We start from the raw sequence: 21,739 nt of genomic DNA, 5'->3' as shown, positions 1-21,739 counted from the left end.
CGCGCAGTTCCCCGCGCCCCTAGGTGTCTTTATGCTCCGGTGGTGAGATCTCGGACTTCTGGATCGCCGAGCCCGTCGTGCCCCACTTCTTCAGGATGTCGGTGTACGTGCCGTCCGCGAGCAGTTTGTTCACGGCGGCCTGGAAGGCGGGCGCCAGTGCGGTGCCCTTCTTGAAGGCGAAGCCGACGTCCAGGCGGTGGAACTCGTTGAGGAACTTCACGCCTTCCTGGTGGGCGACCGCGTAGCGAAGCCCGTTGATCGTCGACATCACGACATCGCTGCGGCCCTGCTGGAGCGAGGACCAGATGGCGCCCTGCTCGCTGTACGTCTGCACCTGGTACGCCTTCTCGCCGGCGTCGGTGCAGACGTGCTTGTTCTCCTCCAGGGTGGCCTCGAAGGTGGTGCCCGCGCCGGTCGCGACGTTCAGACCGCACAGCTGCTTGAGGTCGGTGACCTTGTTCAGCTTGCTGTCCTCGCGAGTGGCGAAGCCCTGGCCGTCGTTGATGTAGGTGACGAAGTCGATCGTCTTGCGGCGCTCGTCGGTGACGCCGAAGTTGCCGACGCCGAGGTCGTACTTGCCGCTGTCGAGGGCCGGGAGGATCGCCTCGAAGCCGGCCTGCTGGGTCTTGAGGGTGATGCCGAGGACCTTGGCGACCGCGTTCGCGAAGTCGACGTCCTGGCCGGCCAGGGTCTTGCCGTCGTCCAGGATCGAGGTGCCGGGCGGCTGGCCGGAGATGCTGACGGCGAGCGTGAGGGTCCGGGTTCCGGAGGGCAGCAGTTTCGCGGCCGCCGGGTCCTTCTGGATCGCGGAGACGACATCGGTGGTGGGGATCTCATCGGACTTGGCCGCGGCGTTCACGGCGTCGTCCGTGCCGGAGCCGCATGCCGTGAGGAACAGAGTCCCCGCGGTGATGAGGGCGAAGGGGGCTAGGAGGGCATTTCGGGCACGCGTGGGTGTGCGCATGGCAGGAGGTTCTCCTGGGAGCGAGAAGCGCTGAATGAGGGGAGGGCGCGCGTGTGAAGGCGAAGAAGAAAGAAGAAGAAAAAGCGCAGTCAGCGGGGTCGGCTCAACAGGAAGAGGACCACACTCGACCGAAGTCGATGTGGGAGCGCGTGACCAGCCACTGCTGCGGATGCATGGGGTAAGTGGAACAGGCATCCGGTTGTGCGTCAACCGACTTGAGACGTACGGCTCACAGTGCGGACAACCTTGACAGCGAGGGGAAACAGACCCGTAGTCTCACAAGGCGGCCCTGCTGAGGGGCTCGGCCGCATCCGTGTGAAGGCATCCACCCGAGTTCGTTGCCGTCCCCACGCTCGACCTCGCTCGAGCGGGAGGGGACCCACTCGCCACGGAGCCTTCATGTCCTCCGACACCCTCGCCAAAGCAGCCGCCGCACCGGACATCCCGGAACACGCCGCCGACCTGCGGATCGTCCCGCAGCGCCGGGTCGGACAGTGGACGGCCGCCGTCGCCGTCCTCGTCCTGCTCGCCCTCGCCGTCAACTCCGTCCTGCGCAACGACGCGTTCCAGTGGGATGTCGTCGCCGAGTACTTCACCACCGCGGCCGTGCTGCGCGGACTGTGGCTCACCCTGTGGCTGACCGCGGTCGTGATGGCGCTCGGCTTTGTGCTGGGCGCACTGCTCGCGGCGGCCAGACTGTCGTCCAACCCCGTTCTCAGAAGCGTCAGTTGGGGCTATGTCTGGCTGTTCCGGTCGATCCCGATCCTGGTGCAGCTGCTGCTGTGGTTCAACATCGGCGCGCTGTATCCGCAGATCCTCGGGGTGCGCACGGTCGATCTGCTCGGGCCGGTCACCGTCGCGGTCATCGGACTCACCCTGCACGAGGCCGCGTACGCCGCCGAGGTGGTGCGCGGGGGCATCCTCTCCGTCGACCGCGGCCAGATCGAGGCCGCGCAGGCGCTCGGGCTGAGCCGGTGGCGGCGCTGGTGGCGGATCGTGCTGCCGCAGGCGATGCGCTCGATCGTGCCGCCCGCCGGGAACATGCTGATCGGCACCCTCAAGGGCACCTCCATCGTCAGCGTCATCGCCGTGCAGGACCTGCTCTACTCGGTGCAGCTCGTCTACCACCGCACCTACGAGGTCATCCCGCTGCTGATGGTGGCCACCGTCTGGTACACGCTCGTCACCTCGGTGCTCGGCGTCGGCCAGTACTACCTGGAGCGGCACTACGCGCGCGGTTCGGAGCGGTCGCGATGAGGGCATCACTCGTCATCGTCGGGGCCGGCCCCCGGGGCACCGGCCTGATCGAGCGGATCGCCGCCAACGCGCCTGACCTGTACGGCGGTTCGGGGACGGACATCGAGGGCCTGGACATCCATCTGGTCGACCCCCATCCGCCGGGCGCCGGACGGATCTGGCGCGAGGCCCAGTCGCCGCTGCTGTGGATGAACTCGCACGCCGAGGACGTCACCATGTTCACCGACGAGACCGTGGACATGGCCGGACCGGTGCGTCCCGGGCCCACGCTGCACGAGTGGGCCGGCATCGAGGGCGCCACCTTCGCCGACCGGCAGCTCCAGGGCGGGTATCTGCGCTGGGTGCACGAGCAGGCGGTCGCCGCGCTGCCTCCCTCGATACGGGTGCACCACCACCCCCGGCGCGCCCTGCGGGTCAGCGGTCCGCGCGAGGGACGTCAGCAGGTGTGGCTGGAGGGCCGCCCGCGCCCGCTCCTCGCCGACCTCGTCGTCCTCGCCCTCGGCCACCTCGACGCCGAACTCGACGACGAGCAACGGTCGTTGGCCGCCCACGCCGTCGAGCACGACCTCGTCCACCTCCCTCCCGACTTCACCGCCGACAGCGACCTGTCCGCCCTCGCCCCCGGCGAGCCGGTCATCGTCCGCGGCTTCGGGCTCGCCTTCGTCGACCTGATGGTGCTGCTGACGGAGGGCCGGGGCGGACGGTACGAGGGAGACACCTATGTGCCGTCCGGGCGGGAGCCCGTGCTGTACGTCGGCTCGCGGCGCGGAGTGCCGTACCACTCGAAGATCGGTTACGACTGGACGGGGGAGCGGCCCCCGCTGCCCCGGTTCTTCGGGCCCGCCGAGGTCGACGCACTGCTCGCCAGGCCCGGCGGGTTCGACTTCCGGCGGGACGTGTGGCCGCTGGTGGCCAAGGAGTTGGGGTTCGCGCACTACCACCGGCTGTTCACGGTGCACGCGGAGCGGACCACGATGTCCTGGGGCGACTTCGAGGAGAAGTACGCGGCCTCGGACGAGGCCGAGCGCGCGGTGCTGGTGGCGTCCGCCGTGCCGGATCCCGCCGACCGGCTGGACCTGGAGGCGCTCGACCGTCCGCTGGAGGGGGTGCGGTACGGGTCGTTCGAGGAGCTTCAGGAAGGGCTGCGGGGATATGTGGAGCGGGATCTGACTCGACGTCATGATCCGGCATACAGCCCGGACTTGGCGGTCTTCCTCGGGCTGCTGTCGGTCTACGGTCAGTTGATCCGGCTCGGCGGCACCGGCTCCTGGTGGCACGGCTTCTTCAGCTATCTGGCTTCCGGGCCGCCCGGACCCCGGCTGCGGCAGCTCATGGCTCTCTCGAGGGCGGGTGTCGTCAGGTTCCTCGGCGCGGATGTCTCGGTGACCGCCGAGGACGGGCTGTTCCGGGCCACGAGCGCGAGTCTGCCGGGGTACTCCGTCGAGACGCGGGCGCTGGTCGAGGCGCGGCTGCCCGAACCCACGGTCGGCCGGGCCCGGGACGCCCTGCTGCGCGCGCTGCGGGAGGACGGGGCCGTCGAGACCCCGGAGGGACTGCTGAGGGTGGACCCCGGTGACGGGCGGATCCTCGACCGGTCCGGCCGGCCGCACCCCCGGCGCTTCGCGCTCGGTCCCTTCACCGAAGGCCGTACCTCCGGCGCCTTCACCCGGCCGCGCACCGGCGGTCCCGCGTTCCGGCAGAACGACGCGACGGCACGGGCGGCGCTGACGTTCCTGAGTGCCCTCGCCGACCGCGCGGCCGCCTGAAACCCCCACTACGGCAAGGAAGTTCACCGCTATGAGCGTGATGGTCGACATCAGGTCCGTCCACAAGAGCTTCGGCTCGCTGGAAGTGCTGAAGGGCATCGACCTCGCCGTGCGCACCGGCGAGGTCACGGTGGTCCTCGGCCCGTCCGGCTCCGGCAAGTCGACGTTGCTGCGCACCATCAACCACCTGGAGAAGGTGGACGCCGGCGCGATCAGCGTCGACGGCGCGCTGATCGGCTACCGGCGCTCCGGCGACAAGCTGTACGAGCTGCCCGAGCGCGAAGTGCTCAGACAGCGCACCCGGATCGGTTTCGTCTTCCAGAACTTCAACCTCTTCCCGCACCTCACCGTCCTGGACAACATCGTCGAGGCGCCCGTCTCCGCGCTGAAACGGCCGCGCAAGGAGGCCGTCGAGGACGCGCGCGGGCTGCTCGACCGGGTGGGGCTCGCCGACAAGGCCGACGCCTACCCCCGGCAGCTCTCCGGCGGACAGCAGCAGCGGGTCGCCATCGCCCGGGCGCTCGCGCTCAAACCCCGGCTGCTCCTGTTCGACGAACCCACCTCCGCGCTCGACCCCGAGCTGGTCGGCGAGGTCCTCGACGTCATCAAGGACCTGGCCCATCAGGGCACCACGATGATCGTCGTCACCCATGAGATCGGGTTCGCCCGCGAGGTCGCCGACACGGTGGTCTTCATGGACGACGGGCGGATCGTCGAGCAGGGCCCGCCCGGCGACGTACTCGACTCGCCGCGGCACGACCGGACCCGGGCGTTCCTCTCGAAGGTGCTGTGATGCTGCATCTGTCCGCCGCGATCGACCAGCCGACCGTGTACGACGCCGACTCCTACGTCGACCTGGTCCGCCTCGCCGAACACGGCGTCCTCGACTTCGTCACCCTGGACGACGGCTTCGCCCGCCCCGGCCCCGACGCGCTCGCCGTGCTGTCCCGGGTGGCGCCGAGGACGAACCGGATCGGCCTGGTGCCCACGGTGACGACCACGCACACCGAGCCCTTCCATGTCCAGGCGGCCGTCGCCACCCTCGACTGGGTCAGCCGCGGCCGGGCCGGCTGGCGGCTGGAGGTGTCGGCCACCGAGGGCGAGGCCCGCCTCTTCGGTCGCCGGCACGCCGCCCCCGTCGACGCGCTGTGGCAGGAGGCCGGCGAAGTCGCCGACGTGGCCGCGAGGTTGTGGGACAGCTGGGAGGACGACGCCGAGATCCGGGACGTGCCGACCGGCCGCTTCGTCGACCGGGACCGGCTGCACCACGTCGACTTCGAGGGCACGGGGTTCAGTGTCAGGGGCCCGTCGATCGTGCCCCGGCCCCCGCAGGGGCATCCGGTACGGGTCATCGACGTCACGCAGGGGCATGCCCGGCGGACGGCCGCGCGGTACGCCGATGTGGCGCTCGTGCGGGTCGCGAGTGCCGCGCAGGCCGCCGCCGTGCGCGCCGAACTCCGGGCCGACGCCGGACGGTTCGGCCGTGACCCCGGCGAGCTGCGGGTTCTCGCGAGCCTCCTCGTCGACCTCGGGGGCGGCGAGCACGCGGCCGAGCCGGGCCACGGCGGAGGCGGCCCCCGGCGCACGGCCGAGGGCCCGCTGTACCGGGGCGGGCCCGTCGACCTCGCCGAGCTGATCGCCGCCTGGCACGGTCAGGGCGCCGTCGACGGCTTCCATCTCACGCCCGCCGAACCACACCGTGACCTGGAGCGGCTCGTCAACGGCACGGTGCCGCTGCTCCAGCACCGGGGCCTGTTCCGCACGTTCTATCCGGGCAGCACGCTCCGGGACCACCTGGGCCTGACCCGGCCCGCCAACCAGTACGCGGGGGAGCGGTCATGAGGAAGCGGATCCATCTCGCCGCGCACTTCCCCGGCGTCAACAACACCACCGTATGGGCCGATCCGCGGTCCAGGTCGCAGATCGAGTTCTCCTCCTTCGAGCACCTCGCCCGCACCGCCGAACGCGGGCTGTTCGACTTCTTCTTCCTCGCCGAGGGGCTGCGGCTGCGCGAGCACAAGGGCCGTGTCCACGACCTGGACGTGGTCGGACGTCCCGAGTCGATCACCGTGCTGGGCGCGCTCGCCGCGGTCACCGAGCGCCTCGGACTCGCCGCCACGGTCAACACGACCTTCAACGAGCCGTACGAACTGGCCCGCAGGTTCGCCACGTTGGACCACCTCAGCGGCGGCCGCGCCGCCTGGAACGTGGTGACCTCCTCCGACGCCTTCACCGGGGAGAACTTCCGGCGCGGCGGCTTCCTCGACCGGGCCGACCGGTACACCAGGGCCGCCGAATTCCTCGCCACCGCGCGGGAGTTGTGGGACTCCTGGACACCGGACGGGGTGCCCCGGCCGTTCGCCCACCGGGGAGAGCACTTCGACATCGCGGGCGAGTTCGGCGTGCCGCGCTCACCGCAGGGGCATCCGGTCGTCATCCAGGCCGGGGACTCCGACGAGGGACGGGAGTTCGCCGCGTCCACGGCCGACGTGATCTTCACGCGGCAGGGGTCCCTGGCGGAGGGGCGGGCCTTCTACGCCGACGTGAAGAGGCGCCTCGCCAAGTATGGCCGCGGCCCTGACGAGTTGAAGATCATGCCCGGTGTCTCCGTCGTCCTCGGCGACACCGCCGCCGAAGCGCAGGAGAAGGCTGCCGGGATCCGCCGGCAGCAGGTCTCCCCGCAGACCGCGCTCCTCACGCTGGAGCAGATCTGGGGCGTAGACCTCTCCTCGTACGACCCGGACGGCCCGCTCCCCGACATCGACCCGGTGGCCGAGCCGGAGCTCACCCAGGGCCGGACCCGGCGCGGGAACACGCTCGCGATCGCCGAGAAGTGGAGGGCACTGGCGAACGAGAAGGGGCTGTCGATCCGGGAGACCGTGATCGAGGCGGGCGGTCGGCAGTCCCTCATCGGCACCCCGCAGGCGGTCGCCGCCGAACTGACGGAGTTCGTGAGGCTCGACGCCGCCGACGGCTTCATCCTCGTCCCGCATCTCACCCCCGGCGGACTCGACGAGTTCGTGGACCGGGTGGTGCCGCTGCTCCAGGAGCGAGGGGTGTTCCGCACGGAATACGAGGGAACCACCCTGCGCTCACATCTCGGTCTCAACGAGCCGGTAGAGAAAGGCTGATCACATGACTTCGGAAGCGTCGGACACCTCGGACGCGTGGAAGCAGTGGCACGAGCACCGCGTCGAGACGGTGTCCGCGCCCTACGGGCCGCTCGCGCTCACGGGCACCCACTGGCTGGAGGACCATCCCGACGGACGCCTTCCCGGCATACCCGGGACCTGGGCCGCCGACGGCGACGCCGTGCTGCTCAAGGCCGTGGCGGCGGACGGGCTGACCGTCGACGGCGACCCCTTCAGCGGTGAGGCGAGGCTCGGCGCCGACCCGGGAGCGGTGGACGCGGCCCGCGTCGGGCACGGCGAGCGGCGGCTGGTCGTGCTGGTCCGCGAAGGGGTCTGGGGCGTACGGGACTTCGACCCCGCGTCCGAGGCGCGCCGCGCGTTCCGGGGCATCGACGCCACACCCCACGATCCGCGCTGGTCGGTGCCGGGGCGCTTCACGCCGTACGGCGACCGTCGCACCGTGCGCGTGGAGAACGCGGACGGGCGGCGGCGTGGACTGGGGCTCGGCGGGGAGCTGGCGTTCGTCCTCCACGGGCGGGAGCTGACGCTTCAGGTGACCGTCGAGGCGGACGGTTCGCTGTGGGCGGTTTTCGGCGATGTCACGAGCGGGTCGAGCAGTTACCGCTTCCGCTTCCTGAGGCCCGCCGCGCCGGACGCCGAGGGGCGCGTGACGGTCGACTTCAACCGTGCGGTGCTTCCGCCGTGCGCCTTCGCCGACCATTTCATCTGCCCCTTCCCGCCGCCGGGCAATACGCTGGACATCGCTGTCGAAGCGGGGGAGCGCACCCTGCTCTGAGGCATGGTCACTTCTTTAGGAGTTCATGGGTGGTTCAACGGTTGACGGCCGAAAGGCGCCCTTGCGGCTACCGGTCGTTCGGCCGAATACTCCCCCACAGCGCTTGTCAGGGGCACGGCGTGTTCGGAATCCGGACATTCTTCCCCCTGGCTGCGCCTCACGGGCCCCGACCCCACGCGGGCCCCCAACCTCCCTGGGAGGGAACGAAAAGTGAGGATCAAGCGCACCACCCCCCGCAGCGGCATTACGAGACGGACCCGGCTGATCGCCGTCACCTCCGGACTCGTGGCCGCCGCCGCGATCGCGATCCCCAACGCGAACGCCGCCCCGGACGCGACCCCCTTCAGCGCGAACGAGCTGAAGAGCGCCAACAGTTCGGTGCTCAAGGCCGATGTCCCGGGCACCGCCTGGGCCGTCGACAGCAAGAACAACCGTGTCGTCGTCACCGTCGACAGCACGGTCTCCAAGGCCGAGATCGCCAAGATCAAGCGGCAGGCCGGCGCCAACGCCGACGCGCTGACGATCAAGCGGACCAACGGCACGTTCAGCAAGTTCATCCAAGGCGGCGACGCCATCTATGCGAGTAGCTGGCGCTGCTCGCTCGGCTTCAACGTCCAGGACAGCAGCGGCAACCAGTACTTCCTGACCGCCGGTCACTGCACCGACGGCGCGGGCACCTGGTACTCCAACTCCGGGCGCACCACGGTCATCGGTTCGACCGCCGGCTCCAGCTTCCCGGGCAACGACTACGGCATCGTGCGCTACTCCGGGTCCGTCAGCCGGCCCGGCACCGCGAACGGGGTGGACATCACCCGCGCGGCCACGCCGGCCGTGGGGACCACCGTCATCCGTGACGGCTCCACCACCGGTACGCACAGCGGCCGGGTCACCGCCCTCAACGTGAGCGTCAACTACGGCGGCGGTGACGTCGTCGGCGGTCTGATCCAGACCACCGTCTGCGCCGAGCCCGGCGACTCCGGCGGCTCGCTCTACGGCAGCAACGGCACCGCGTACGGTCTCACCTCCGGCGGCAGCGGCAACTGCACCTCCGGTGGCACGACCTTCTTCCAGCCGGTCACCGAGGCCCTGAGCGCCTACGGCGTCAGCGTCTACTAGGCCCCGGCAGGACATCGGCACCTGTACGGCCTGAATCGCAGCCGGCACCTGGTGAGCCCCCGCACGCGTCTGGCGTGCGGGGGCTCGCTATCGTCGATCACCAACACGGGGGAGAGGACCGCAGGTTGGAGTTCGACGACCGGCAACGGCGGGTGGCACGCAGCGCGTTGCTGTTCGTGGCACCGCTGGTGCTGCTGATCCTGCTGACGTTGGTGCTGCTGTGGGAGATCGTGCGGTCCAACATCACCGGCGACCTGGCCGGGCAGTGGCCCTGGCGACTGCGCCTGATGGACATGAACCCGCTGGGCGCCCTGCTGGCGGTGGCGCTCGCGGCGGTGTTCGGGCGGGCCCAGTACGGGCGGACGGTACGGCCCGCGATGGGCTGGAGCTCCGCCTGGACCGTCGGCGACCTCGGCCCGGACGAGCCCGGCTGGCGCGTCGAGATCGTGAACGGCGGCTCGCAGCACGCGGTGGTGGAACAGGTGGACTACTGCCTCGTGCCGCGCGGCGAGGAGCCCACCGTGTGGACCGACCACGCCGGGATACTGGCGGAGCTCGCCGACCGGGGGCTCGTCCAGGGCAAGGACTACTACCTTCGGCTGACCGGCGCCGGATTCCCCCTGGGCAACGGGGGAATGCGGGCGGGGACGTACGGCCGGCGGTTCATCGACGAGATCGACCAGCTGCGCGTGCGACTGCGGGTCGCCGACGCCGTGGGCGACAGCCACGAACGGATCATGGACCTGATGCGCGGCGCCCGCATGGAGCGCCCCGGTTCATGACGCCGGGCACAGCCACTCCAGTACGGCGGGCAGGGCCTCGATCGCCCCGAAGTGCCCGGCGTCCGGGTCCAGCACGGGCCGGGCGCGGGGGACGCGGTCCAGGAGCCACCGGAAGTGGCCCAGGGGGGAGAACCTGTCGTGGGCGCCGTGCCACAGCAGGACCGGCCGGGTGATGTCCGCCGGGTCGAAGCCCCAGTTGCTCAGCAGGGCGAGGGAGTCGTCGAGCCAGCCGTACGCCGAAGTGCGCAGCGCCTCGCGGTAGTTGCGCAGCAGCATCTCGCCGACGGCCGGGTCGGAGACGATCCGCCGGTCGGCCTCGGTGAGCCCGTCGCGGATGGTCACCAGCAGCTGGGCGGGGTCCCGGCGGACGTCGGCGGCCCGGGCGGAGAGCCGTTCGGCGTAGGCGAGCGTGTCGGTCAGCGCCAGGGTGTAGTCCTCGACGTTGGACTCCGCCATGCCCTCGAACCAGTGCAGCCCGGCCGCGTCCGGCGGCGCGGGGGACACCAGGGCCGCCGCCCGCCGCACCCGCCCCGGCAGCAGCGCGGCGCAGGCCAGGGCGTGCGGGGCGCCGCCGGAGCGGCCGAGGACGGTGAACCGGTCGAGGCCGAGGGCGTCGGCCAGATCCGACACGTCCCGGGCGGCGTCGGCGACCCGGCGTCCGGGGTGCCGGTCGGAGTCCGCGTAGCCGGGACGGTCGTAGGCGATGAACCGCACCCAGGGGTGTGCCTTCACCACGTCCTCGGGGACCACTCCGGCACGGCAGCCCGGGGTGCCGTGCAGCAGCACCACCGGTGTGCCGTCCCGTTCGCCGTACTCCTCGACCGTCAGCCACCGGCCGTCCCTCGTCTGTATGCCGTCGAGCACCTGTGTCCTCCGTCTCCCCTTTGTGTACATCGCGGAGTTACCGTCGAAGTACACACCTTGAGCGCCTGATTCGGACCCTGGGGGCCGTCATGGTCGAGGAGCTGGTGGCAGCGGGAGTGACCCTCGCGTCCGCCGGAGCGGTGTACGCGATGGCGGCGGCCCGGGTCGTCAAACAGTACGAACGGGGCGTGGTCTTCCGGCTGGGCAAGCTCCGGTCGGAGGTGCGCGGACCGGGGTTCACGATGATCGTGCCGGGCATCGACAAGCTCCGGAAGGTCAACATGCAGATCGTGACGATGCCGGTCCCGGCCCAGGAGGGCATCACCCGGGACAACGTCACCGTGCGGGTGGACGCCGTCGTCTACTTCAAGGTGACCGCGCCGGCCGAGGCGATCGTGCGGGTGGAGGACTACCGGTTCGCGGTCTCGCAGATGGCGCAGACCTCGCTGCGTTCGATCATCGGCAAGAGCGAGCTGGACGATCTGCTGTCCGACCGCGAGAAGCTCAACCAGGGCCTGGAGCTGATGATCGACAGCCCTGCCGTGGAGTGGGGCGTCACCATCGACCGGGTCGAGATCAAGGATGTCTCCCTGCCCGAGACCATGAAGCGCTCGATGGCCCGGCAGGCCGAGGCCGACCGCGAGCGGCGGGCCCGGGTCATCAACGCCGACGCCGAACTCCAGGCGTCCAAGAAGCTCGCCGAGGCCGCCAAGGAGATGTCCGAGCAGCCGGCCGCGCTGCAACTGCGGCTGCTCCAGACGGTGGTGGCGGTCGCCGCCGAGAAGAACTCCACGCTGGTGCTGCCCTTCCCGGTGGAGCTGCTGAGGTTCCTGGAGAAGGCACAGCAGGGGCCTGCGGTCGGACCGGCGGTCGCTCCTCAGCAACCGGTGCAGGAGCAACTTCCGCCACCTCAGCCCCGACTGGAACCCGGCTCCGAGGGATCGAATTCAAGCCAGGACTAGACCTCACGGCCTGCTCATTGGTTACTCGCTCGTAGTGTTTGCGCTGCGAACCTGCCTGGTGTGACTGTGCACGGTCAAGTTCAAGGAGGCGTGCAACCGCGTTCTACGCGCGTCCGGAACTCAACCTTGTGCGCCCCCCATGGGGTTCGGAAGAGTAGGCGCTCGTCAACCAGCCTTCCGGCCCGCGAGGTCCCCACAACCGACCGGGCCGACCCCCCACAGGAGGACACGAGTTGAAGCACCGACGCATACCCAAGCGGCGGGCAGCCCTGGCAGGTGCGGGAATCGCCGCACTGGTCGCCGCGGGCATCACCTTCCAGACTGCGAACGCGAGCGAGCCCGCGAAGAGCCCCGAGTTCAAGGTTCTGTCGGCCCTGGCGGCCGGAAACCTCGCCTCGACGCTCGACAAGGAACTCGGCGCCGACGCGGCGGGAACGTACTACGACGCGAAGAGCAAGGCACTTGTCGTCAACGTCCTCGACGAGACCGCGGCCTCGGTCGTCGAGAAGGCCGGCGCCAAGGCCCAGGTGGTGGAGAACTCCCTCGCCGAGCTCAGAGGCGCCCGTACGACGCTCAAGGACGACGCGACCATCCCGGGTACGTCCTGGGTGACCGACCCGACCACCAACAAGGTCGTCGTCACCGCCGACCGCACCGTCTCCGACGCCGAGTGGAGCAAGCTCACCGAGGTCGTCGACGGGCTCGGTACGACGGCGGAACTCCAGCGCACGAAGGGGGAGTTCAAGCCCTTCGTGGCCGGCGGCGACGCGATCACCGGCGGCAGCGGGCGGTGCTCCCTCGGCTTCAACGTGGTCAAGGGCGGGGAGCCGTACTTCCTCACCGCCGGGCACTGCACCGAGTCGATCTCCACCTGGTCGGACTCCAGCGGGACCGAAATCGGCACGAACGAGGTCTCCAGCTTCCCGGACAACGACTACGGGCTGGTGAAGTACACCGCCGAGGTCAACCACCCGAGCGAGGTGAACCTCTACAACGGGTCCTCGCAGGCCATCTCGGGGGCGGCGGACGCCACCGTCGGCATGTCCGTCACCCGCAGCGGGTCCACCACGCAGGTGCACTCCGGGAAGGTCACCGGCCTCGACGCCACGGTGAACTACGGCAACGGCGACATCGTCAACGGCCTGATCCAGACCGACGTGTGCGCCGAGCCCGGTGACAGCGGCGGCTCGCTGTTCTCCGGCAGCAGCGCGGTCGGGCTCACCTCGGGCGGCAGCGGTGACTGCACCTCCGGCGGGGAGACGTTCTTCCAGCCGGTGACCGAGGCGCTGTCGGCGACGGGTACGTCGATCGGCTGACCGGCACGGATCGCGAAAGGTCCCGCCCCCTTCGGGAGGGGGCGGGACCTTTCGTTCCCCGCAGGTCCCGCAGTCCCACAGTCCCGCGGGTCCCGCAGGTCCTTCAGGTCGCCTCGGCCGGCACCGGCTCGCCCTCGTGCTTCGCGCGCAGCACCGACGCCCCGAGCGTGACCGCGATCCCGACCGCCGCCCAGGCCGACAGCACCAGCAGGGCGCCGGTGGTGTCGTTGCCCTTGAAGTAGGCGATCGAGCGGGCCACCCAGGTGCCCGCGCCCGGTGGCAGCACCGGGCCGATCGCCTCCCAGAACGGCGGCAGCATCGGCAGTGGGAAGGCGCCGCCCGCGCTCGGGTTGCCCGCGATGACGACGAGCAGGATCGCCAGACCGATACCGACGGTCCCGAAGAGGGCCTGGAGGGCGAGGGTCGCCGCCCCGACGGCGAAGGTGATCAGGGCGCCGAGCCCCCAGAAGGCCATCACGCTGCCCGGCAGCGCGTCCAGGATCGGCCCCACGATCACCGCGCCGCCGAGCCCGCCGACGATCGACACCAGGGCCATCACCACCAGCCGGATCACCGCGCGGCGCGGGTTGGCGGGCCGGGCGCCGCTGCTGATCGCGAGGATCGAGGCGGTCAGATAGCCGCCGACGCACCAGCCCACGACGACATAGAAGGACGACAGCCCGTCGAAGTCCGTCGCGGAGGCCGGGGCCACGTCCACCGTCCGGACGGTCCGCCGCTGGGAGGCCTCCAGGGTGGTCAGGTACTTCTCCAGGGTGGTCGCGAGAACCGTGCCGCCGCCGCTGGCGACCAGCAGCCGGTCGGTCGTCCCGGCCACGTCGATGATCAGCGCGCCGTCGATGTCCCGGTTCATGATCTGCCTGCGGGCCGTCGCCTCGTCGGACAGCGCCCGGGGGTCCAGCGGCGAGCCGGGCAGCTTCTCCAGCCGGGCCACCGCCTGCTCGGCCGCGGCTCGCGGCGCCACCACCGCGAAGGGCACGTCCCTGGGCTTGGGACTGTGCAGTGCCCCCACATAGGAGGCGATGAACAGCAGCTGGAGGGCGACCACGCCGAGGACGAGCAGCGTGGCGCGGGGGGTGACCGCGTCCTTGACCTCGGCGAGAAGGCCGTTCTGGGTGCCGTTCTGTGTCATGTCCCCACAGTCCGAGGTGGTGGACGTTTCCGCAGGTGGGAGGCGGCCGAACGGTTGTCGTACAGACGTTCGGGTTTTGGTCTATGGTGGGGGTGAGGCAGTTGGGAACACACGTTCGAAATCGGGAGGCGCGGATGCCAGGGTTCACGCATCTGCACACCGTCTCCGGGTTCTCCCTGCGCTACGGCGCCTCCCACCCGGAGCGGCTGGCCGAGCGCGCCTCCGTGCGGGGCATGGACGCCCTCGCCCTCACCGACCGCGACACCCTCGCGGGCACGGTCCGCTTCGCCAAGGCCTGCGCGAAGGCGGGGGTGCGGCCGGTGTTCGGCACCGAGCTCGCGGTGGAGGAGCGCGCCCCCGGTTCCGTACGACCCGCCGAGTCCCTACGGCAGGAGAAGCGCCGCGCCCCCGTCCGCGGAGGCGCCTTCCTCGACGAGTCGACCCCCCGCGTCACCTTCCTCGCCCGGGACGGCGCCCGCGGCTGGGCCGACCTGTGCCGGCTCGTCACGGCGGCCCACACGAGCGAGGGGACCCCGCTGCTGCGGTGGGCGGACAACGCGGGCGACGGGCTGACCGTCCTGCTCGGCCCCGCCTCCGACGTCGGCCGCGCCCTCGCCGCCGGCCGCCCCGACCGGGCGGCCCGGCTCCTCGCCCCCTGGCGCGAGACCTACGGCGACGCCCTCCGACTGGAGGCCGTCTGGCACGGCCGCGAGGGCACCGGCCCCGGCTCCCTGCGCCTGGCCGCCCGCACCGTCGGCTTCGCCGCCGAGCAGCGCGTACGCCCCGTGCTCAGCAACGCCGTCCGGTACGCCGACCCCGGCCAGGGCCCGGTCGCCGACGTCCTGGACGCCGCCCGCCGGCTGGTCCCGATCGACCCGACGAAGGAACTGGACTCCGGAGAGGCCTGGCTCAAGGACGCGTCCGCCATGCTGGCGGCGGCCGAGCGGATCGTGGAGGCCGCGGGCTTCCGGCGCGACACCGCCCACCGCCTGCTGGAGCAGACCCGGGCGACGGCCGCCGAGTGCCTGGTCGACCCCGAGGACGACCTCGGCATCGGCAGCGTCCACTTCCCCGAACCGCACCTCGTCGGCGCGAGCCGCCGCACCGCCCAGCGCGCACTCGCCTCCCGGGCGGCGGCGGGGATGGTGCTCAAGGGGTACGCCGATCAGCGCGCCTACTGGGAGCGGATGCACCGGGAGCTGGACATCATCGCCCACCACGGCTACGCCTCCTACTTCCTGACGGTCACTCAAGTGGTGGACGACGTACGGGACATGGGCATCCGGGTGGCCGCCCGCGGCTCCGGCGCCGGCTCCCTCGTCAACCACCTCCTCGGCATCGCCCACGCCGACCCGGTCGAGCACGGGCTGCTGATGGAACGCTTCCTGTCCAAACGCCGGCTCGTACTGCCCGACATCGACATCGACGTGGAGTCCGCGCGCCGGCTGGAGGTCTACCGCGCGATCATCGGCCGGTTCGGCACCGAGCGGGTGGCGACGGTCGCGATGCCGGAGACCTACCGGGTGCGGCACGCGATCCGGGACGTGGGCGCGGCCCTGTCCATGGACCCCGCCGACATCGACCGCATCGCCAAGTCCTTCCCGCACATCCGCGCCCGCGACGCCCGCGCGGCACTGGAGGAGCTGCCCGAACTGCGGGCGCTCGCAGGGGAGAAGGACCGGTACGGAAAGCTGTGGGAGCTCACCGAGGCCCTCGACGCCCTCCCGCGCGGAGTCGCCATGCACCCCTGCGGGGTCCTCCTCTCCGACGCCTCCCTCCTGTCCCGTACGCCGGTCATGCCGACCAGTGGCGAGGGGTTCCCCATGTCGCAGTTCGACAAGGACGACGTCGAGGACCTCGGGCTGCTCAAGCTGGACGTGCTGGGTGTGCGGATGCAGTCGGCGATGGCGCACGCGGTCGCGGAGGTGGAGCGGGCGACGGGGGAGCGGGTCGACCTGGACGCGGTACCGCCGGGCGATCCGGCGACGTATCAACTCATCCGTTCCACCGAGACGTTGGGCTGTTTCCAGATCGAGTCGCCGGGACAGCGGGACCTGGTCGGGCGGCTTCAGCCGGCCACCTTCCACGACCTGGTCGTCGACATCTCGCTCTTCCGGCCGGGGCCGGTCGCCGCCGACATGGTGCGGCCGTTCATCGAGGCCCGGCACGGACGGGCACCCGTCAGGTATCCGCATCCGGATCTGGCGGAGCCGCTGAAGGGGACGTACGGGGTCGTCGTCTTCCACGAGCAGATCATCGACATCGTCGACATCATGACCGGCTGCGGACGCGACGAGGCGGACCGGGTGCGGCGCGGGCTGTCCGACCCGGAGTCGCAGGGGCGGATCCGGTTCTGGTTCGCCCAGCACGCGGCGGCTCGCGGTTATGACGCGGAAACGATTCAGCGGACCTGGGAGATCGTCGAGGCCTTCGGCAGTTACGGCTTCTGCAAGGCGCACGCGGTCGCCTTCGCCGTACCGACGTACCAGTCCGCGTGGCTGAAGGCGCACCACCCGGCCGCCTTCTACGCCGGGCTGCTCACCCACGACCCCGGGATGTACCCGAAGCGGCTGCTGCTGGCGGACGCGCGGCGGCGTGGGGTGCCGATCCTGCCGTTGGACGTGAACCGGTCGGCGGTCGCCCATCGTATCGAACTGGTGTCTGAATCCCCTGTGGTGTGGGGGCTCCGGCTCGCCCTCTCCGACGTGTACGGCATCAGCGAGGCCGAGGCGGCGCGGATCGCGGACGGACAGCCGTACGCCTCGCTGCTGGACTTCTGGGAGCGGGCCCGGCCGAGCCGACCGCTCTCCCAACGGCTGGCCCAGGTGGGAGCGTTGGACTCCTTCGGCGCCAACCGGCGTGATCTGCAACTGCACCTGACCGAACTGCACCGGGGAGCGCGGGGTGCCGGTGGCGGCCAACTCCCGCTGGCGGGCGGCCGGAAGACCGCGCCCGCCGGACTCCCGGACCTGTCCTCCGCCGAGCGGCTCAGCGCCGAACTGGGTGTGCTGTCGATGGACGCCTCGCGCAACCTGATGGACGACCACCGGGAGTTCCTGCGGGAGTTGGGCGTGTTCGACGCGCGCCGGCTGCGGGAGACGCGGCACGGCGAGACGGTCCTGGTCGCGGGCGCCAAGGCGGCCACCCAGACACCGCCGATCCGGTCCGGCAAGCGGGTCATCTTCACCACCCTCGACGACGGCACCGGCCTGGTCGACCTCGCCTTCTTCGACGACTCCCACGACGCCTGCGCCCACACCGTCTTCCACTCCTGGCTGCTGCTGGTGCGCGGGGTGGTGCAGCGGCGCGGCCCGCGCAGCCTCAGCGTGGTGGGCGCCGCCGCCTGGAACCTCGCCGAACTGGTCGAACTGCGCGCCGAGAGCGGCCTCGACGCGGTGTCGGCACGGCTGGCCGAGCCCGTCGAGGAAGGGGCCGGCGATCCGACCGGCGGCCGGCGAATCCAAATGCCGACGGGATACGAACTGCATCCGTGGGCCGATCTGCGACCTGCGGGTCAAGAGCCTTCACAGGTACGGAAGTTGTGGCACCAGAGTCCGGGGAGTGCGGGATGACCATCCTCTGCGTACGTTTCCAGCTGCCGCCGACGGGCGAGGCGGCCCTGCCGGGCCTGCTCGAGTTGCTGGAGGAGTTCACGCCGGTCGTCGAGGCGCTGCCACCGGACGGCGCGCTGGCCGATCTGCGGGGCGCCGAACGGTACTTCGGGCGCGACGCCGTCGAACTGGCCTCGGTGATCCGGGTCCGCGCCCTCGCCCTGTACGGGGTCGACTGTGTGATCGGCGCGGGCCCGGGCCGGATGCTGGCCCGGATGGCGATGCGGGACGCGCGGCCCGGAGTGACCCGCGCGGTGTCCGAGGAGTCGGCCGTGGACTTCCTCGCCGAGAAGCCCGTCGCCGCCCTCCCCGGCGTCGGCACGGCCACCGCCCGCACCCTGTGCGAGTACGGCCTCGACACCCTCGGCCGGGTCGCCGCCGCCCCCCTGTCCACACTCCAGCGCCTGGTGGGCGCGCGGGTCGGCCGAGAACTGCACGAGAAGGCGAACGGCGTCGACCGCGGCCGGGTCGTCCCGAACGCCGTGTCGAGGTCGCTGGCCGCCGAACGCCCCTTCACCCGCGACGAGTTGGACCCCGACCGGCACCGCCGCGCCCTGCTCTCCGCCGCCGACGAACTCGGCGCCCGACTGCGCGCCCTCGACAAGGTCTGCGGCGCCCTCACCCTCACCGTCCGCTACGCCGACCGCTCCTCGACCACCCGCACCCGCACCCTGAAGGAACCCACCGCCCACTCGGCGGCGCTGACCAGGACGGCCTACGAGATGTACGAGACCCTCGGCCTCCAGCGGGCCAGGGTCCGCGCGACGACCCTGCGCGCCGAGGCCCTCGGCCCCGCCGAACAGGCCTCCCACCAGCTCACCTTCGACCCCGCCGACGACAAGCTCCGCCGGATCGAGGAGGTCGCGGACCGCGCGCGAGCGAAGTTCGGGCCGCACGCGGTGATGCCGGGGGCGCTGGCGGCGTGAGCAGGAGGAAGGGGCATCGGTCGGCGCCGGGGTGTGACGTAGGGTGCCCGCATGGAATGGCGGGGTCCGACGTATCGGATGGTGGACGGGGAGCGGGTCGACGGGGTCTGGTGCCATGTGTGGCGTCAGGACCCGCTGATCGCCACGCATGTGCACGACCTCGTCGTGTACGCGGACGGCGCGATCGAGTGGGAGCGATCCGAGCTGACCGACCTGGCCGGGCTGGAGCGCCGGCTGGCCAAGGGGGTCATCGCGGTGCGGAATCCGGAGGACCCGCCGCTTCCCGAGCAGTCGTCCGATTGGCTCAGCCGCTCCTCCGAGCCGCGCACACCGGAGAGCTTCCTCCTCGAAGTCGCCGATCGCATCGAGGAGTTGAACGGGCGTCCCACGACCGTGCAGCGCTGCCGCGAGGCCATCCGGCGGTACCGGCAGCAGCCGACAGAGCTCAGCCGGGAAGCGCTTCGGGAGGCGTACCTGGCGATTCCGGCGCACCGTCGCATCTACGCCCTGGGCGACATGGACCGCCAGGACCGCCCGCTGCGGATCCTGCTCACCGACGTGGGCGAGGCCGTCGACGGAAACGGCCCGGTGGTGACCGAGGAGATGCACCGGAGCGTTCTGGAGTACCTCGCGGAGTTCGACCGCGGAGTCACACAGCGGCCGGAACCGGTGTACGCGGACGACCCGACCGGGGCCGTCCCAGCGCCCGTCGTCCTGCCCGGCACCGTCTACCCCCGCGGCTGGCCCGAGAAGCCCGGCCTCTTCATGCTGCGCAACAACTACCCGGCCGAGATCCGCTTCGCCGGCCGCGTTCATCCCTCCGTGCACGACGGCTACCTCGCCCTGGCCGAGACCTACCAGGGCGACGACTGGCCCGACGTGCGCCTCGCCGTCATGGCCGGGCTGCTGCGCGCCAAGTTCACCCAGCACCCCGACCTCGCCGAGATCCTCCTCGCCACCGGCGGTGCCATGATCAGCTACGCCGGCCACGAGGAGTCCCCCTACTGGCGGGACGCCGGCTCCCGCGGCGGCCGCAACTGGGTCGGCCGGCTGCTGGAGTTGGTCCGCTCCGAGCTCAGTTGGCCCACGGCGGGGTGATGACCGTGCCGTCGGCCAGGGTCGCCTCCAGGCCGATGGACGTGGTCACCCAGGAGATCGCCGTCCGGTCGGTCGGGTTCTCGACGCTGAAGGTCGCACCGGGGTTGATGATCACGGTGTCGCCGGCCGTGATCCGGTGCGCCTGATCGTCCAGGGTGATCAGGAGTTCCCCGTCGAGGAGATGGAAGATCTCCTCACGGTTCACCGTGTGGGCAGGGGCCTTGGTGCCCGCCGGGATCTCGCCTCGCCACGCGCACAGCTCCTTGCTGCCGCTGAGGGGAGTGGCGTACGAGACGAAGCGGGCGCCGTGGATCTCGTGTGTGACGGCTTCGGACGCGTGGATGACTGGCATGGGCGGCCTCCGTATCGGTAAGTGGTCAAGTCGAAGTGGGTCAAGCGGAAGTGGTCAAGCGGCTTGACTATATGCCTCTATGGTCAAGCAGCTTGACCAATTCGTCAAGGGTGTTTCAATGCATCCGTGCAGAACTCCGAAGCCCTCGCCCTGTCCGCCGTCCTGCTCGCCGCCGCGGGGGACCTGACCCAGCGCATCAACGACGGTGTCGTCGCGCGCGGGTTTCTCGAGGTGCGGCCCATGCACGGGTTCGCGTTCGCCCGGCTCGCCCCGGCCGGGGCCACGGCCACCGAGCTCGCCGCCCATCTCGGGGTGACCAAGCAGGCCGCCAGTCAGCTCGTCGACGAGCTGGTGCGCAAGGGGTACGTCGAGCGCCGGCCGCATCCCGATGACGCGCGGGCCCGGCTCGTGGTGCTGACCGAGCGGGGGTGGGCCTGTACCCGTGCCGCGGAGGAGGCGGCCGCGGAGGCGGTTCAGGCGTGGGTCGGGCTGATCGGTGAGGGTGAAGTGCGGGCGTTGCGTGATCGATTGGCGCGCATCGCACCCTATGGTCCCATCAGGCCCGCCTGGTGATGGTTCATCAGTGAATGCGCTTGAGTCGCACTCGTCCCCGGTTAGCACTGGAAGTTTTTACTGACGCGTAACTTCACAAGTGCACTACTCGTTCGTAACTTGACGAGTGAACAGCATCCTCGTGATCCGGATCACAGGGCGTAACGCCGTCGCAACTCCCTTGAGCCGCAAGGAGATCACACGATGCTGCCCTGGAAACGAGTGCTCAGACCCCTGGCCGCGCTGCTGCTGACCGCCACGGTCGCCGTCGTCCCCGCCGCCACCACCGCTCACGCCGCCGACGCCTCCGCCGCTTCGAGCAGCGGCTGGAACGACTTCTCGTGCAAGCCGTCCGCCGCCCACCCCCACCCCGTCGTCCTCGTGCACGGCACGTTCGCCAACTCCGTCGACAACTGGCTCGGTCTCGCGCCGTACCTGAAGAACCGCGGTTACTGCGTCTACTCCTTCGACTACGGCCAACTCCCCGGCGTCCCCGTCTTCTACGGACTCGGCCCCATCGAGAAGTCGGCGGAGCAGCTGTCCGCCTTCGTCGACAAGGTGCTCGGCTCGACCGGCGCCGCCGAGACCGACCTCGTCGGCCACTCGCAGGGCGGCATGATGCCCCGCTACTACCTCCGGTTCCTCGGCGGAGCCGCGAAGGTGAACGCCCTCGTCGGCATCGCGCCCAGCAACCACGGCACCACGCTCAACGGCCTCACCCAGCTGCTCGCCTACTTCCCGGGCGCCGGTGACCTGCTCTCGCAGAACACCCCGGCGCTCGCCGACCAGGTCGCCGGATCCGCCTTCCTCGCCAAGCTCAACGAGGGCGGCGACACCGTTCCCGGCGTCAAGTACACGGTCCTCGCCACCAAGTACGACGAGGTGGTCACGCCGTACCGGAGCCAGTTCCTCACCGGAGCCGGCGTCCGCAATGTCGTCGTCCAGGACCTGTGCCCGCTCGACCTCTCCGAGCACGCGGCGATCGGACTGTTCGACCTGATCGCCTTCCACGAGGTGACCAACGCGCTCGACCCCGCGCACGCCACCCCGACCACCTGCGCGTCGGTGCTCGGCTGACGCACGAACGGGGCTGCCC

General features: G+C 70.9%; 19 protein-coding genes. 15 read left to right on the top strand and 4 right to left on the bottom strand.

Going from position 1 to position 21,739, the window contains the following annotated elements:
• Positions 1-19 precede the first annotated feature (19 nt).
• Positions 20-964, bottom strand: coding sequence for an ABC transporter substrate-binding protein (locus ABKA17_RS31975; RefSeq protein WP_353695784.1), 945 nt, complete (start codon positions 962-964; stop codon positions 20-22).
• Between the two features lie 399 nt (positions 965-1,363).
• On the opposite strand from ABKA17_RS31975, the gene ABKA17_RS31970 reads away from it, so the two are divergent.
• The 8 genes from ABKA17_RS31970 to ABKA17_RS31935 all read left to right on the top strand — a co-directional run bounded on the left by ABKA17_RS31970 (position 1,364) and on the right by ABKA17_RS31935 (position 9,812).
• On the top strand, positions 1,364-2,221 hold the full coding sequence (locus ABKA17_RS31970; RefSeq protein WP_353695783.1) for an amino acid ABC transporter permease: 858 nt from the start codon (positions 1,364-1,366) through the stop codon (positions 2,219-2,221).
• Positions 2,218-3,987, top strand: a complete 1,770-nt coding sequence (locus ABKA17_RS31965) for an FAD/NAD(P)-binding protein (RefSeq protein ID WP_353695782.1) — start codon at positions 2,218-2,220, stop codon at positions 3,985-3,987. The genes ABKA17_RS31970 and ABKA17_RS31965 overlap by 4 nt, the downstream gene beginning before the upstream one ends.
• A gap of 31 nt (positions 3,988-4,018) precedes the next feature.
• Positions 4,019-4,780 (top strand): amino acid ABC transporter ATP-binding protein, encoded by a 762-nt coding sequence (locus ABKA17_RS31960; protein WP_353695781.1) that lies wholly within the window; start codon positions 4,019-4,021, stop codon positions 4,778-4,780.
• Positions 4,780-5,829: an LLM class flavin-dependent oxidoreductase gene (locus ABKA17_RS31955; RefSeq protein ID WP_353695780.1), complete on the top strand. Its 1,050-nt coding sequence runs from the start codon at positions 4,780-4,782 to the stop codon at positions 5,827-5,829. Before ABKA17_RS31960 ends, ABKA17_RS31955 begins: the two co-directional genes overlap by 1 nt.
• Positions 5,826-7,118 (top strand): NtaA/DmoA family FMN-dependent monooxygenase, encoded by a 1,293-nt coding sequence (locus ABKA17_RS31950; protein ID WP_353695779.1) that lies wholly within the window; start codon positions 5,826-5,828, stop codon positions 7,116-7,118. Before ABKA17_RS31955 ends, ABKA17_RS31950 begins: the two co-directional genes overlap by 4 nt.
• A gap of 4 nt (positions 7,119-7,122) precedes the next feature.
• On the top strand, positions 7,123-7,914 hold the full coding sequence (locus ABKA17_RS31945; RefSeq protein ID WP_353695778.1) for a DUF1684 domain-containing protein: 792 nt from the start codon (positions 7,123-7,125) through the stop codon (positions 7,912-7,914).
• Between the two features lie 210 nt (positions 7,915-8,124).
• On the top strand, positions 8,125-9,030 hold the full coding sequence (locus ABKA17_RS31940; protein WP_353695777.1) for a S1 family peptidase: 906 nt from the start codon (positions 8,125-8,127) through the stop codon (positions 9,028-9,030).
• A 125-nt stretch (positions 9,031-9,155) separates the two neighbouring features.
• On the top strand, positions 9,156-9,812 hold the full coding sequence (locus tag ABKA17_RS31935; protein ID WP_353695776.1) for a hypothetical protein: 657 nt from the start codon (positions 9,156-9,158) through the stop codon (positions 9,810-9,812).
• Here ABKA17_RS31935 and ABKA17_RS31930 read toward each other — a convergent pair.
• Complete coding sequence (locus tag ABKA17_RS31930) at positions 9,807-10,676, bottom strand: alpha/beta fold hydrolase (protein WP_353695775.1); 870 nt, start codon at positions 10,674-10,676, stop codon at positions 9,807-9,809. The two genes, ABKA17_RS31935 and ABKA17_RS31930, sit on opposite strands and share 6 nt — an antisense overlap.
• Before the next feature lie 89 nt (positions 10,677-10,765).
• Here ABKA17_RS31930 and ABKA17_RS31925 point away from each other — a divergent pair, with 89 nt between their 5' ends.
• Both ABKA17_RS31925 and ABKA17_RS31920 read left to right on the top strand, forming a co-directional pair.
• Complete coding sequence (locus tag ABKA17_RS31925; protein WP_353695774.1) at positions 10,766-11,638, top strand: slipin family protein; 873 nt, start codon at positions 10,766-10,768, stop codon at positions 11,636-11,638.
• 233 nt (positions 11,639-11,871) lie between these two features.
• Positions 11,872-12,954 (top strand): S1 family peptidase, encoded by a 1,083-nt coding sequence (locus ABKA17_RS31920; RefSeq protein WP_353695773.1) that lies wholly within the window; start codon positions 11,872-11,874, stop codon positions 12,952-12,954.
• A gap of 103 nt (positions 12,955-13,057) precedes the next feature.
• On the opposite strand, the gene ABKA17_RS31915 is transcribed toward ABKA17_RS31920, so the two are convergent.
• Positions 13,058-14,104 (bottom strand): ABC-2 transporter permease, encoded by a 1,047-nt coding sequence (locus ABKA17_RS31915; RefSeq protein WP_353695772.1) that lies wholly within the window; start codon positions 14,102-14,104, stop codon positions 13,058-13,060.
• A 134-nt stretch (positions 14,105-14,238) separates the two neighbouring features.
• Here ABKA17_RS31915 and ABKA17_RS31910 point away from each other — a divergent pair, with 134 nt between their 5' ends.
• Genes ABKA17_RS31910 through ABKA17_RS31900 form a run of 3 tightly spaced genes read left to right on the top strand, consistent with a single transcriptional unit; the run spans position 14,239 to position 19,739 of the window.
• Entirely contained in the window at positions 14,239-17,676 is a 3,438-nt protein-coding gene (locus tag ABKA17_RS31910) for a DNA polymerase III subunit alpha (RefSeq protein ID WP_353695771.1), read from the top strand.
• Positions 17,673-18,641: a DNA polymerase Y family protein gene (locus tag ABKA17_RS31905; protein WP_353695770.1), complete on the top strand. Its 969-nt coding sequence runs from the start codon at positions 17,673-17,675 to the stop codon at positions 18,639-18,641. Before ABKA17_RS31910 ends, ABKA17_RS31905 begins: the two co-directional genes overlap by 4 nt.
• A 51-nt stretch (positions 18,642-18,692) precedes the next feature.
• Entirely contained in the window at positions 18,693-19,739 is a 1,047-nt protein-coding gene (locus ABKA17_RS31900; protein WP_353695769.1) for a DUF7639 domain-containing protein, read from the top strand.
• On the opposite strand, the gene ABKA17_RS31895 is transcribed toward ABKA17_RS31900, so the two are convergent.
• Positions 19,717-20,091 carry a cupin domain-containing protein gene (locus ABKA17_RS31895; RefSeq protein WP_353695768.1) on the bottom strand — a complete coding sequence of 125 codons (375 nt, stop codon included), beginning with the start codon at positions 20,089-20,091 and terminating at the stop codon, positions 19,717-19,719. The genes ABKA17_RS31900 and ABKA17_RS31895 overlap by 23 nt on opposite strands.
• A 126-nt stretch (positions 20,092-20,217) precedes the next feature.
• On the opposite strand from ABKA17_RS31895, the gene ABKA17_RS31890 reads away from it, so the two are divergent.
• Positions 20,218-20,664: a MarR family winged helix-turn-helix transcriptional regulator gene (locus tag ABKA17_RS31890; protein ID WP_353695767.1), complete on the top strand. Its 447-nt coding sequence runs from the start codon at positions 20,218-20,220 to the stop codon at positions 20,662-20,664.
• Between the two features lie 183 nt (positions 20,665-20,847).
• A complete protein-coding gene (locus tag ABKA17_RS31885; RefSeq protein ID WP_353695766.1) occupies positions 20,848-21,720 on the top strand; it encodes an esterase/lipase family protein in 873 nt (290 codons plus the stop codon).
• Positions 21,721-21,739 lie beyond the last annotated feature (19 nt).

It is taken from the genome of Streptomyces sp. RG80, assembly GCF_040446465.1.
Classification (GTDB): domain Bacteria; phylum Actinomycetota; class Actinomycetes; order Streptomycetales; family Streptomycetaceae; genus Streptomyces.
Note: the sequence above shows the minus strand (reverse complement) of the source record. Positions and strands in the feature narration are given on the sequence as shown.